At 71.6% G+C, this 12,601-nt stretch carries 14 protein-coding genes; 8 read left to right on the plus strand and 6 right to left on the minus strand.

Annotation, left to right across the window (positions count from 1 at the left end):
* Window positions 1-31 precede the first annotated feature (31 nt).
* Genes cysD through ABD126_RS34180 form a run of 4 tightly spaced genes read right to left on the minus strand, consistent with a single transcriptional unit; the run spans window position 32 to window position 3,475 of the window.
* Complete coding sequence (gene cysD, locus ABD126_RS34165; RefSeq protein WP_343939108.1) at window positions 32-952, minus strand: sulfate adenylyltransferase subunit CysD; 921 nt, start codon at window positions 950-952, stop codon at window positions 32-34.
* Complete coding sequence (locus ABD126_RS34170; protein ID WP_343938904.1) at window positions 934-1,635, minus strand: phosphoadenylyl-sulfate reductase; 702 nt, start codon at window positions 1,633-1,635, stop codon at window positions 934-936. The genes cysD and ABD126_RS34170 overlap by 19 nt, the downstream gene beginning before the upstream one ends.
* Window positions 1,632-1,790, minus strand: coding sequence for a hypothetical protein (locus ABD126_RS34175; RefSeq protein WP_015098919.1), 159 nt, complete (start codon window positions 1,788-1,790; stop codon window positions 1,632-1,634). The genes ABD126_RS34170 and ABD126_RS34175 overlap by 4 nt, the downstream gene beginning before the upstream one ends.
* Entirely contained in the window at window positions 1,787-3,475 is a 1,689-nt protein-coding gene (locus ABD126_RS34180; protein ID WP_343938909.1) for a nitrite/sulfite reductase, read from the minus strand. The genes ABD126_RS34175 and ABD126_RS34180 overlap by 4 nt, the downstream gene beginning before the upstream one ends.
* A 289-nt stretch (window positions 3,476-3,764) precedes the next feature.
* On the opposite strand from ABD126_RS34180, the gene hemW reads away from it, so the two are divergent.
* Window positions 3,765-4,979, plus strand: a complete 1,215-nt coding sequence (gene hemW, locus ABD126_RS34185; RefSeq protein WP_343938911.1) for a radical SAM family heme chaperone HemW — start codon at window positions 3,765-3,767, stop codon at window positions 4,977-4,979.
* Here the strand turns inward: hemW and ABD126_RS34190 are convergent.
* On the minus strand, window positions 4,972-5,712 hold the full coding sequence (locus ABD126_RS34190) for a GNAT family N-acetyltransferase (protein ID WP_343938913.1): 741 nt from the start codon (window positions 5,710-5,712) through the stop codon (window positions 4,972-4,974). The two genes, hemW and ABD126_RS34190, sit on opposite strands and share 8 nt — an antisense overlap.
* Before the next feature lie 109 nt (window positions 5,713-5,821).
* Between ABD126_RS34190 and hrcA the strand changes: the two genes are divergently transcribed.
* From hrcA to ABD126_RS34215, 5 genes are all read left to right on the plus strand, one after another.
* Window positions 5,822-6,844: a heat-inducible transcriptional repressor HrcA gene (gene hrcA / locus ABD126_RS34195; protein WP_343938915.1), complete on the plus strand. Its 1,023-nt coding sequence runs from the start codon at window positions 5,822-5,824 to the stop codon at window positions 6,842-6,844.
* A gap of 80 nt (window positions 6,845-6,924) precedes the next feature.
* Entirely contained in the window at window positions 6,925-8,073 is a 1,149-nt protein-coding gene (gene dnaJ, locus ABD126_RS34200) for a molecular chaperone DnaJ (protein WP_343938917.1), read from the plus strand.
* Window positions 8,070-8,804: a 16S rRNA (uracil(1498)-N(3))-methyltransferase gene (locus ABD126_RS34205; RefSeq protein WP_343938919.1), complete on the plus strand. Its 735-nt coding sequence runs from the start codon at window positions 8,070-8,072 to the stop codon at window positions 8,802-8,804. The genes dnaJ and ABD126_RS34205 overlap by 4 nt, the downstream gene beginning before the upstream one ends.
* Window positions 8,805-9,005: 201 nt before the next feature.
* Window positions 9,006-9,677 (plus strand): alpha/beta hydrolase family protein, encoded by a 672-nt coding sequence (locus tag ABD126_RS34210; protein WP_343938921.1) that lies wholly within the window; start codon window positions 9,006-9,008, stop codon window positions 9,675-9,677.
* Window positions 9,678-9,687: 10 nt separating this feature from the next.
* On the plus strand, window positions 9,688-10,032 hold the full coding sequence (locus ABD126_RS34215) for a histidine triad nucleotide-binding protein (protein ID WP_343938923.1): 345 nt from the start codon (window positions 9,688-9,690) through the stop codon (window positions 10,030-10,032).
* Here ABD126_RS34215 and ABD126_RS34220 read toward each other — a convergent pair.
* Window positions 10,029-10,814, minus strand: a complete 786-nt coding sequence (locus tag ABD126_RS34220) for a GNAT family N-acetyltransferase (RefSeq protein WP_343938925.1) — start codon at window positions 10,812-10,814, stop codon at window positions 10,029-10,031. The two genes, ABD126_RS34215 and ABD126_RS34220, sit on opposite strands and share 4 nt — an antisense overlap.
* A gap of 137 nt (window positions 10,815-10,951) precedes the next feature.
* Here ABD126_RS34220 and ABD126_RS34225 point away from each other — a divergent pair, with 137 nt between their 5' ends.
* Both ABD126_RS34225 and ybeY read left to right on the plus strand, forming a co-directional pair.
* Window positions 10,952-12,025: a PhoH family protein gene (locus ABD126_RS34225; protein WP_343938928.1), complete on the plus strand. Its 1,074-nt coding sequence runs from the start codon at window positions 10,952-10,954 to the stop codon at window positions 12,023-12,025.
* Between the two features lie 5 nt (window positions 12,026-12,030).
* Complete coding sequence (gene ybeY, locus ABD126_RS34230; protein WP_343938930.1) at window positions 12,031-12,585, plus strand: rRNA maturation RNase YbeY; 555 nt, start codon at window positions 12,031-12,033, stop codon at window positions 12,583-12,585.
* Window positions 12,586-12,601 lie beyond the last annotated feature (16 nt).

Raw genomic sequence — 12,601 nt, forward strand, 5'->3', positions numbered from 1 at the left:
GCGGTGGCCAGCCTCAACAGGTCGCTCATGGTTAGAAGTAGCCCTCCCGCTTGCGGTCCTCCATCGCGGCCTCCGACAACCGGTCGTCGGCCCGGGTGGCGCCGCGCTCGGTCAACCGCGACGCGGCCACCTCCGCGATGACCGCCTCGATGTCCGCCGCGTCCGACTCCACCGCGCCCGTGCACGAACCATCACCCACGGTCCGGTACCGCACGGTCTTGCTCACGAGCTGCTCGCCTTCGCGCGGGCCGCCCCACGGGCCTTCCGCCAGCCACATCCCGTCGCGCAGGTAAACCTCGCGCTGGTGCGCGTAGTAGATCGACGGCAATTCGATCCCCTCCCGCGCGATGTAGTGCCAGACGTCCAGCTCGGTCCAGTTGGAGAGCGGGAATACCCGCACATGTTCCCCCGGACGGTGCCTTCCGTTGTAGAGGTTCCACAATTCGGGACGCTGCCGGCGCGGCTCCCACTGGCCGAAGGCGTTGCGCAGGCTGAAAATGCGCTCCTTCGCGCGGGCGCGCTCCTCGTCACGGCGTCCGCCGCCGAACACGGCGTCGAACTTGTGAGTGGTGATCGCGTCCAGCAGGGGCACGGTCTGCAAGGGGTTCCGGGTGCCGTCCGGGCGCTCGGAAAGCCTTCCGTCGTCGATGTAGTCCTGGACGCTCGCCACTTCCAGGCGCAGGTTGTACTTCTCGACCGTGCGGTCGCGGAAGTCGATGACCTCCTGGAAGTTGTGTCCGGTATCGACATGTAGGAGGGGAAAGGGAACCGGCGCGGGCCAGAACGCTTTCACCGCCAGGTGCAGCAGCAGCGTCGAGTCCTTGCCGCCGGAGAACAGGATCACCGGCCGGTCGAACTCGCCCGCGACCTCCCGGAAGATGTGGATCGCCTCGGATTCCAGGCGTCCCAACGTGTCCAGAGCTGTGCCCACGCTCATCCGTGCAACCCGCATTCCGTCTTCGAAGTACCGGCCCAGCGACCGCTGCGCGGGTCCTGGCCCGGCAGCGGCTTCGAGGTGCACGGGGCGCACCCGATGGAGAGGTAACCGTCCTGCACCAACGGGTTCTCCAGGATCCCGTGCTCGGCGATGTAGGCGTTGAACCGCTCGTCCGACCACGCCGCGATCGGGTTGACCTTCACCAGCCCGTTGCGGTCGTCCCACTGCACGATCGGCGTGTTCGCCCGGGTGGGCGCGTCCACGCGGCGCACACCGGTCACCCACGCGTCGTAGTTGGCCAGCGTGCGCTGCAAGGGGATGACCTTGCGCAGCTGGCAGCAGCGGTTCGGGTCGGTCTGGTTGAGCAGGCCGAACTGCGCCTCCTGGTCGGCGACCGACTGCTCGGCGGCGGCGTTGACGATCCGCACCTCCGGGTAGACCAGGTCCACCGCGTCGCGGGTGCCGATGGTCTCCGCGAAGTGGTAGCCGGTCTCCAGGAACAGCACGTCCACGTCCGGCTTGACCTTGGTGGCCAGGTCGATCAGCACCGCGTCCTGCATGTTCGACGCGACGATCCAGCTGTCGCCGAACGTGCGGGCGACCCACGCGAGGGCTTCCTCGGCGCCCGCGTCGGCCAGTTCCACCGAGGCGGCCTCGGCGATCACCTTCAGTTCCTCGACCCTGGCGGGTGCGGTCATCGCTGAACCTCCTGCGGGAGATTGAGACCCACGAACTTGACGGTGAAAACACGGCGGCACGAGGCGCAGAGCCACGAGTAGCTCGGCTCTTCCTGCGGACGCAGGTCCTCGTCCCCGCAGTAGGGGCAGTAGAACGGAGTCGCGCGCTCGCTCACCTGAGGTCCGCCTCGTCCGCTCGGGTGACCCACTGGGCGAACCGCTCGTCGTCCTTGCGCTGCGCCACGAAGTTGCGCACCACCCGTTCGACGTACCCGGACAACTCGTCCGCGGTCACCTTGTGGCCGCGCAGCTTGCGGCCGAACCCGGCGTCCAGGCCCAGGCCGCCGCCCAGGTGCACCTGGAAGCCCTCGACCTGGTTGCCGTCGGCGTCGGTGACGATCTGGCCCTTGAGCCCGATGTCCGCGGTCTGGATGCGGGCGCACGAGTTCGGGCAGCCGTTGATGTGCACCGAGATCGGGGCTACGCCGACAGCGTCCTCGGTGATGTCGGCGAGCCGGGCTTCCAGCGTCGAGACCAGGTCCGCCGCGCGGGCCTTGGTCTCCACGATCGCGAGCTTGCAGAACTCGATGCCGGTGCACGCCATGACCCCGCGCCGCCACGGCGACGGCTCGGTCTGCAACCCCAGCTTGGCCAGGTCCGCCTGGAGCGCCTTGACCTCGGACTCCGGCACGTCCAGCACGACCAGCTTCTGCTGCGGCGTCAGCCGGACCCGCGTGGACCCGGCCCGTTCCACGACCTTGGCCACCTCGACCAGCGTGGACCCGGTGACCCGGCCCGCGATCGGGGCCGCGCCGACGTAGCACAGGCCGTCCTTCTGCTTGTGCACGCCGATGTGGTCGCGAGGGACCTCGGGAACCTCCGGCGCGGGGCCGTCGATCAGCTTGCGCTTGAGGTACTCGTCCTCCAGCACCTGGCGGAACTTCTCCGGGCCCCAGTCGGCGACCAGGAACTTGATCCGCGCCCGGTGCCGCAGCCGGCGGTAGCCGTAGTCGCGGAAGACGCTGATCACGCCCTCCCACACGTCCGGCACCTCGTCCAGCGGCACCCACGTGCCCAGCCGCTTCGCGATCATCGGGTTGGTGGACAGGCCGCCGCCGACCCACAGGTCGAAGCCGGGGCCGTGCTCGGGGTGGTCGACGCCGACGAACGCCACGTCGTGGATCTCGTGCGCCACGTCGGGCAGGCCGGAGATCGCGGTCTTGAACTTGCGCGGCAGGTTGGAGTAGCGCGGGTCGCCGATGTAGCGGCGCAGGATCTCGTCGATCGCGGGGCTGCCGTCGACCACCTCGTCCTCGGCGATGCCGGCGACCGGCGAGCCGAGCACGACGCGCGGGCTGTCGCCGCAGGCCTCCATCGTGGTCAGGCCCGCCGCCTCCAGCTTCTGCCAGATGGTGGGGACGTCCTCGATGCGGATCCAGTGGTACTGGACGTTCTGCCGGTCGGTGATGTCGGCGGTGTCGCGCGCGTAGGTCTGGGACAGCTCGCCGATCAGCGCGAGCTGGCTGGTCGTGAGGCGACCGCCGTCGATGCGGACGCGCAGCATGAAGTACTCGTCGTCCAGCTCTTCGGGTTCGAGGGTGGCCGTGCGACCGCCGTCGATGCCGGGCTTGCGCTGGGTGTAGAGGCCGTACCAGCGGAACCGGCCCCGCAGGTCCGCCGGGTCGATCGAGTCGAACCCGCCGCGGGCGTAGATGTTCTCGATCCGAGACCGGACGTTGAGCGGGTTGTCGTCCTTCTTGCTCCGCTCGTTGGGGTTCAGCGGTTCGCGGTAGCCCAGCGCCCACTGCCCCTCACCCCGGCGCTGCTTCGGGCGCGGGGGTGTCGTCGTCGGGGGGACCATCTCGTCCTCCGGGTTTCGGGGCGCTGGTGCGCGTGCGAGTCCCGGTGGTGCTGTGGTGGGGGTCTCGTCAGCGCACCCGGCGCCGACGGGAACATGAGTCGGGCGCGGGCTATGCCGAGCGGCGGCACATCGCGCTGGAGACACGACGGAAGTCCACGTGGCGGCGGACCACCAGGCGCACTCCGTTCGACGTCATGGTTTGCAGCGTGCCACGCGTCCACCCCGTGGTCCACCGCCATCCGCATGGTGGGACGGGGTCCGCCGTCCTGCTAGGTGGGAGGATGGGGCCATGCCCTCCGCTCTGCCGACCGGCGATCCCGCGCCCCCGGACGGCTCACTGCCCGTGACCGCCCTGGCGGGTCTCGGCACCCGACCGTTCGGTCTTTACGTGCACGTGCCGTTCTGCGCGACCCGCTGCGGCTACTGCGACTTCAACACCTACACCGCCGGTGAGCTGGGCACTTCCGCCTCGCCGGAGTCGTGGCTGGAGGGTCTGCGGCGCGAGCTGGACCTCGCCGCCGGCGTGCTGGGCGGCCCGCCGCCGGTGGACACCGTGTTCGTCGGCGGTGGCACACCGTCACTGCTCGGGGCGTCCGGTCTGGCCGCCGTCCTCGACGCCGTCCGCTCGTCGTTCGGGCTCGCGGGTGGCGCGGAAGTCACTACGGAGTCCAACCCCGAGTCGACCTCGCCGGAGTTCTTCGCGGCCATCCGTGACGCTGGTTACACGCGGGTGTCGCTGGGCATGCAGTCGGCGGCCCGGCACGTCCTGGCGGTGCTCGACCGCGTCCACACCCCGGGTCGGCCGGTCGCGGCCGCGGTCGAAGCGCGGGCCGCCGGGTTCGACCACGTGAACCTGGACCTGATCTACGGGACGCCGGGCGAGTCGGTGGACGACCTGAAGGCGTCGCTGGACGCGGTGGGGTCGGCGGGCGTGGACCACGTGTCGGCGTACGCGCTGATCGTGGAGGAGGGCACGGCGCTGGCCCGGCGGGTGCGGCGCGGCGAGCTGCCCATGCCCGACGACGACGTGCTGGCGGACAAGTACGAACTGATCGACGCCGCGATGACCGCGCGGGGCCTGCGGTGGTACGAGGTGTCGAACTGGGCGGCCTCGGAGGCTTCGGAGTGCCGCCACAACGTCCTGTACTGGCAGGGCGCTGATTGGTGGGGCGCGGGTCCGGGCGCGCACAGCCACGTGGGCGGGGTGCGGTGGTGGAACGTGAAGCACCCGGCGAAGTACGCGTCGCTGCTGGCGTCGGGCACGTCCCCGGCGGCCGGCCGTGAGGTGCTGTCGGAGGAGGACCGGCGCGTCGAGCGGATCTTGCTGGAGCTGCGTCTGGCTTCCGGCCTGTCGGTGGACGTGCTGGACGATGACGGTCGCTCCGAGGCGAAGGTCGCGGTACGGGACGGGCTGCTGGACGAGTCGGCGTTCGCGGCCGGGCGGTGCGTGCTGACCGACCGGGGCCGTCTGCTGGCCGACGCGGTGGTCCGCCGCCTCACGTGAGCGAGACGCCCGCCGAGTGGCCGACGACCCGGTAGCCCAGCGGCCCGTAGACCCGGTCCACCTTGTGGTCGGCTTCGGTCTCCAGGAACGGCCGGTGCCCGGCGGCGAACACCCGCTCGCTGAGCCGTGCGGTGACCAGCCTCCCGATCCCCCTGCCGCGGAACCGCTCCAGCACGCCGATCCCGGCGACCTGGGCAAGGCCGTCCTTCGGCGCGGTGGCCAGTCCGGCACCCGCCGGGACGCCGTCCACCAGCGCCATCAACAGCACAGCGCCCTTGCTCAACATCGACCGCTGCCGCCGGATCGCCGCCTCCCGGACCAGCGAGCCGACGCCGAACGCGGCGTTCTGCACGTCGGTGGCGGCGACCAGTTCGTCGTCGGTGCCGGGTTCGACCAGCTCGACCCCGTCGGGGACGTCCGGCACCCGCAGGTCACCGGGTTCGACGGCCATCACGGGGTACTCGCGCTCGACGGTGAACCCGGCCCGCTCCAGCGCCACGTCCAGCGCGGGCACCGGCCGGACGTATTCCAGGCGCGGCACGCGGTCCTTGGCGCGGAACAACGCCACCAGCGCGGCCACGTCGGCGTCGGTCGGCTCGGCGTCGGCCTCGGGCACGGCGTAGTTCGAGTACACGTTGTCCGAGTCCGCGTCGAAGCGCACCAGGAACGGCCCGACCCGGGTCGCGTCGTCCCGGACGGCCTCGCGCAATGCGGACTGGATGTGGCGGAGCACACGGCACGGTACCGGCGGCGGCCGAACGCACACCACGGAGTTTCCCTACTACCCGTCCGACCTCCGTAAACTCGGGGTGAAGCAGGTCGTCGATGTGGAGGTGACGCGCGTGAACGCGGATGAGCGCCGGTTCGAGGTGCTGCGCGCCATCGTCGCCGACTACGTCTCCAACCAGGAGCCCGTCGGGTCGAAAGCGCTGGTCGAGCGGCACAACCTGGGCGTCTCCAGCGCGACCGTGCGCAACGACATGGCCGCCCTCGAAGAGGACGGGTACATCACCCAGCCGCACACCAGCGCCGGGCGCGTGCCGACGGACAAGGGCTACCGGCTGTTCGTGGACCGGCTCAGCGAGGTCAAGCCGCTGTCCTCGCCCGAGCGGCGGGCCATCCGCAGCTTCCTCGACGGGGCCTACGACCTGGACGACGTGCTGCGCCGCAGCGTGCGCCTGCTCGCCCAGCTCACCCGGCAGGTCGCGGTCATCCAGTACCCGACGCTGAGCCGGTCGACCGTGCGGCACCTCGAAGTGCTCGCCATCACACCCGCCCGGCTGATGCTGGTGCTCATCACCGACGCCGGCCGCGTGGACCAGCGCAGCGTGGACCTCGGCGACGTCATCACCGAGGAGAACGTCGCCCGCATGCGCGCGCTGCTCAACCAGGCGATGGTCGGCAAGCGCCTGGCGGACGCCTCCGCCGAGGTCGCGCAGCTGCCCGACCACGCGCCCGCCGAGCTGCGCGACGCGGTGACGCGGGTGAGCACCGTGCTGATCGAATCGCTGGTCGAGCACCCGGAAGAGCGACTGGTGCTGGGTGGCACCGCGAACCTCACCCGCAACGTGGCAGACTTCCCCGGTTCGCTGCGCCAGGTGCTGGAGGCGCTGGAGGAGCAGGTCGTGGTGCTCAAGCTGCTCGCCGCGGCCCGCGACCCCGGCACGGTCCTGGTGCACATCGGCGAGGAGAACGAGGCGGCCGAGATGCGCAGCACCTCGGTCGTGTCCATCGGCTACGGCAGCCGGGACAAGCTGCTCGGGGGCATGGGAGTGGTGGGTCCGACACGGATGGACTACCCGGGGACGATGGCGGCCGTGCTCGCGGTCGCCGGGTACGTCGGGGAGATCCTCACCTCAAGCTGAGCCGGGAACACCGAGAGCGCACAAGACGTTTCGCAAGCGAGCGAGCGCGCGGCCGGCGCGCGCCCGCAGGAGGACACACGGTGGCGAGGGACTACTACGGCACGCTCGGGGTCTCCAAGAACGCGACACCCGAGGAGATCAAGCGCGCCTACCGCAAGCTCGCGCGCCAGCTGCACCCGGACGTCAACCCCAACGAGGAGGCCCGCTTCAAGGAGGTGACGGCCGCCTACGAGGTGCTGTCGGACCCGAAGAAGCGGCAGGTCGTCGACCTGGGCGGCGACCCGTTGGAACCGGGCGGCGGTGGTATGCGCGACCCGTTCGCGGGCGCGGGGTTCGGTCTCGGCGACATCATGGACGCGTTCTTCGGCGCGGCCGGCGGCAGCTCGCGCGGACCGCGCAGCCGGGTGCAGCCCGGTTCGGACGCGCTGATCCGGCTGGCCATGACGCTGGAGGAGTGCGCGGCGGGCGCGTCCCGGGAGCTGACCGTCGACACGGCCATCCTGTGCGACGTGTGCACGGGCAGCGGCTGCGCCGAGGGCACGTCCCCGGTGCGCTGCGACACGTGCGGCGGGCGCGGCGAGGTGCAGTCGGTGCAGCGCTCGTTCCTGGGGCAGGTGGTCACGGCCCGGCCGTGCCCGGTGTGCCGCGGGTTCGGCGAGGTCATCCCCGACCCCTGCCGCCAGTGCGCGGGCGAGGGCCGGGTCCGGTCGCGGCGCACGATCTCGGTGCAGATCCCGCCCGGCGTCGCCGAGGGCATGCGGGTGCGGCTCGCGGGCCAGGGCGAGGTCGGCTCGGGCGGCGGCCCGGCCGGTGACCTGTACGTCGAGGTCGAGGAGGTCCCGCACGAGGTGTTCGAGCGGGACGGGGTGAACCTGCACTGCTCGGTCCGCATCCCGATGACCACCGCCGCGCTGGGCGCGGTCCTGCCGTTGCAGACCCTGGACGGCGAGGAGGAGCTGGAGATCGAGCCCGGCACCCAGCCCGGCACCGAGCTGGTGCTGACCGGCCGGGGCATGCCGCGGCTGCGTTCCAGCGGCCGGGTCGACGGGCGGGGCGACCTGCACGTCCACCTGGAGGTCGTGGTGCCGACCAAGCTCGACGCCCGCCAGACCGAGCTGCTGCGGGAACTGGCCGTGGCGCGCGGCGAGGAGGAGCCGTCGCTGGCCCACAACGGCAAGGGCGGCGGCGGGCTGTTCTCGCGGCTGCGCTCCGGGCGCGGGCACCGGTGACGCTGCCGGTCTTCCTGGTCGCCGCGCTGCCCTCCGGGTCCGAGGCCGTCCTGGACGGTCCGGAGGGCAGGCACGCCGCCACCGTGCGCCGGTTGCGCGCGGGGGAGGAGCTGGTGCTGTCCGACGGGTCCGGCGCGCAGGTGCGGTGCGTGGTCACCGAGGCGTTGAAGGACTCGCTGCGGCTGTCCGTGGTCGAGCGCTGGGTCGTGCCCGAGCCGGCGCCGCGGGTCGTCGTGGCGCAGGCGCTGGTCAAGGGCGACCGGGGCGAGCTGGCCGTCGAACTGGCCACCGAGGCGGGCGTGGACGGCGTGGTGCCGTGGAAAGCGTCCCGGTGCGTCACCAAGTGGGACGACGGGCCGCGGGGCGCGAAGGCGTTGGAACGCTGGCGCGCCACCGCGCGGGAGGCCGCGAAGCAGGCCCGGCGGGCCCGCGTGCCGGAGGTCGCCGAGCCCGTCGGCACACCGGGGTTGGTCCGCTTGGTGCAGTCCGCTGCTGTTGCATTGGTTTTGCACGAGTCGGCCACCGATCACATCGCCTCCGTCAACCTCCCCCGCGAGGGTGATGTGCTGCTCGTCGTCGGACCCGAGGGCGGAATAGCTGAAGCCGAGCTGAAGGCGTTGACGCAGGCAGGCGCGCACGTTGTGCGACTGGGTCCTACCGTTCTGCGAGCTTCCACGGCCGCCGCGGTGGCTTTGGGTGCGCTGGGTGTGCTGACCGATCGCTGGCGGTAATGGGCGTTGCGTCCTTCTGGCGAACGCCGGAAATAGGGGTTACCCTCATGGCCTGAGGGGCTGCATTGGTCTAGTCGGATTCGGCCCTTCAGAGCAGACTCGCCGGACACCTCCCCCCTCGGTCCGGCGTCGCCGCGTCGCGGTGGGGCGACCCCCAGGTCCCATCGCGACGCGGCCCTCTTTTTTGCGGAGGGTGTTTCCTTGCGGCGTGTCACCTACGGCACCCACCCGAGCCAGTTCGGTGAATTGTCGTCACCGGCCGGCGGTGATTCGTTTCCCGTTGTCGTCGTCATCCACGGCGGTTTCTGGCACCAGCGCTACGGCCTCGAACTGGGCCGTCCACTGGCCGCCGATCTGACCGCGCACGGCGTGCGGGCGTTCAACGTCGAGTACCGGCGCGTCGACGGCGGCGGCGGGTGGCCCGCGACCGGCGACGACGTGCTGGCCGCCATCGACGCCCTGGACGCGGACGTGGTGACGCTGGGCCACTCGGCGGGCGGCCACCTGGCCGTGTGGGCGGCGGCGCGGCACCCGCGCGTGGTCGGAGCCGTGGCCCAGGCCGGCGTCCTGGACTTCCTCCAGCACCCGCGGATCACCCGGCGCGCCGCCGAACTGCTGGGCGGCACCCCCGACGAAGTGCCCGAGCGGTACGCGGACGCCTCGCCCGCGGCCCTGCTGCCCATCGCCAAGCCGATGGTGCTGGTGCACGGCGCCGACGACGAGGACGTGCCCGTCGCGCAGAGCGAGTCCTTCGCGGCCTCCAGCGGCGCCGACCTGGTCGTCCTGCCCGGCGTCGGGCACATGGAGCTGATCGACGCAGGCCACCCCGCGTGGGCCGTCTGCCGGGACGCCGCGCTCCGCCTGGCCCGCTAGCCTGCCCGGCATGTCCTCCGACTGCCTGTTCTGCCGCATCGTCAAGGGCGAGATCCCGGCGACCATCGTCCACGAGACCGAGACGACCACGGCGTTCCGCGACATCTCGCCGCAGGCCCCGACCCACGTCGTGCTGGTGCCCAAGCTGCACTCGCCGGACGCCGTCGCCCTGGTCAAGGCGGCCCCGGGCGTCCTGGACGACCTGTTCCGCGCCGCCGGCGAGGTCGCCGAGGCCGAGGGCATCGCGGACAGCGGCTACCGCCTGCTGTTCAACACCGGCGCGGACGCCGGCCAGACCGTCTTCCACGCCCACCTGCACCTGCTCGGCGGTCGCGAACTGGGCGCGCTCGCCTAACCCAGGGCCTGCATCAGCGGCGCCCACAGGCGGTCCCGGGCGCCGCTGAACTCCCCGCGCACCATCAGGTCCACCTCGAACCGGGCCGGCATGCCGTGCCCGGTGAGCCACGCCCGCAGCTCCGGGTCGGAGGCATCCACCCGCGACGGCCCGTCGGCCACGTCGCTGACCAGCGCTTTCGCCTCGGCGAGCGAACCGGCGACGATCGGGCCGAGCATCAGGCGGTTCGTGTTGCGCCAGGACGCGGCGAACCCGCCCGGCGACACCCGGACCTCCCGCGCGAAGTCGAAGTACCGCTCCCACATCGCCGACCGGTCCGCCCCGAACACGGCCGCGTCGAGCTGCACGACCTCCTCCCGGTCCGCGTCGGCCAGCGATCGGCTGACGCCGGCGGCGGGCACGTCCAGGGTCCCGAAGTGACCCCCCACCACACCCACCGACCGGAAGCCGAGCCGCTCGTAGAGCGGCTTGCCGAACCGGGTCGCGTACAGCGATGCCACCGGCGTCCCGGCCTGCTCCAGCGCGTGCTCGACCAGCCGCCGCCCCAACCCGCGCCGGCCGTGCGACGACGCCACGAGCACCATGCTCACCGCCGCGTGCTCGTCACCGAACCGGGTGATGATCGTCGTGGCGACCAGGCGCGGGCCGTCGAACAGGCCGAAACCGGTCCCGACCCGCAGCAGGAACCGCCACTTCGCCTCCTCCGGGGGCCAGTCGCGGTCGGCGGCGAGCGCGAGGCAGGCGGGCACGTCGTCCGGGGTCAGGGTGCGCAGGACGGTCACACCGACGAGTACACCGGGGCCGTCCACCGGTTTCTTACTCCGGTGCGGACTGTCGGTGCAGGCGGCTAGCATCGAGGGGCAGTAGGTCAAGTACACCGAGTTCGGCGCGAACGCGCAGGAAGCAGGCCCGAGGCCACGTGGCCGACACCGCAGACACCACGCCGCAGCCAGGCGCCGCGGCTGACGCCCAGTCCAAGTTCGCCGTGCCCGACGGCGCGGTGCTCGCCCTGCTCGGGTCGCGCGACGAGAACCTCCGGCTAGCCGAGGAGCTGCTCGACGCCGACGTCCACGTGCGCGGCAACGAGATCACCCTCTCCGGCAAGCCGGCCGACGTGGCGTTCGCGGAACGGGTGTTCTCCGAGCTGGTGACGCTGGCCAACCGGGGCCAGGAGGTCGGCCCGGACACGGTCCGCCGCACGGTGGCGATGCTGTCCGCGGGCACCGGCGAGTCGCCCGCCGAGGTGCTGAGCCTGGACATCATCTCCCGCCGCGGTCGCACGATCCGCCCCAAGACGCTGAACCAGAAGCACTACGTGGACGCGATCGACCAGAACACGGTCGTGTTCGGCATCGGCCCGGCGGGCACCGGCAAGACGTACCTGGCGATGGCGAAGGCCGTGCAGGCGCTGCAGGCCAAGCAGGTCAACCGCATCATCTTGACCCGGCCGGCGGTCGAGGCGGGCGAGCGGCTGGGCTACCTGCCGGGCACGCTGTACGAGAAGATCGACCCGTACCTGCGCCCCCTGTACGACGCGCTGCACGACATGGTCGACCCGGAGTCCATCCCGCGCCTGACCCAGGCGGGGACGATCGAGGTCGCACCACTCGCATATATGCGTGGCCGAACGCTTAATGATGCGTTCATCATCCTCGACGAGGCGCAGAACACGACGCCCGAGCAGATGAAGATGTTCCTCACCCGGTTGGGCTTCGGGTCCAAGATCGTGGTGACCGGTGACATCACCCAGGTGGACCTGCCCGGTGGGCAGCGGTCCGGGCTCAAGGTCGTCAAGGACATCCTCGAAGGCGTCGAGGACGTCCACTTCTCGGTCCTGACCAGCAACGACGTCGTCCGCCACCGGCTGGTCGCCGACATCGTGGACGCCTACGAGAAGTGGCAGGTCGAGCAGGACGAACGCGACCTCGGCCAGGACCGGCAGAGCCACGCCGGACCCGGTGCGCGGTCCCGGGGGCACCGGCGGGGACGATAGGCGCCGTGAGCATCGAGATCGCGAACGAGTCGGGCGTGACCGTGGACGAGCCGTCCATCGTCGCCGCCGCCCGATTCGCGCTGGACCGGATGGGCGTCAGCCCGCTGGCGGAGCTGTCCGTCCTGCTGGTGGAGCTGGACGTGATGGCCGACCTGCACCAGCGCTGGATGGACCTGCCCGGCCCCACCGACGTCATGGCCTTCCCGATGGACGAGCTGGACTCGGCCCGCCGCCCCGACGCGACGGGCCTGGGTCCGGCGCTGCTCGGGGACATCGTGCTGTGCCCGGAGTTCGCCAAGGACCAGGCCAAGAAGGCGGGTCACAGCCTGCTGGACGAGCTGCACCTGCTGACCGTCCACGGCGTGCTGCACCTGCTGGGCTACGACCACGCCGAGCCCGCGGAGGAGCGCGAGATGTTCACCCTCCAGAACCGCATCCTGGGCGACTTCCGCACGGCTGCCGCCGAGGCCGAGCGCAAGTCCGCGCAGCGCGAGGCGGACTCCAAGCTGCTCGGGGCGGTGGGCCTGGAGGACTCGGACAGGCCCGACCCGGACGCCTGACGCGGGGGCCGTGGTG

Source organism: Saccharothrix mutabilis subsp. mutabilis (assembly GCF_039521145.1).
Taxonomy (GTDB): domain Bacteria; phylum Actinomycetota; class Actinomycetes; order Mycobacteriales; family Pseudonocardiaceae; genus Actinosynnema; species Actinosynnema mutabilis.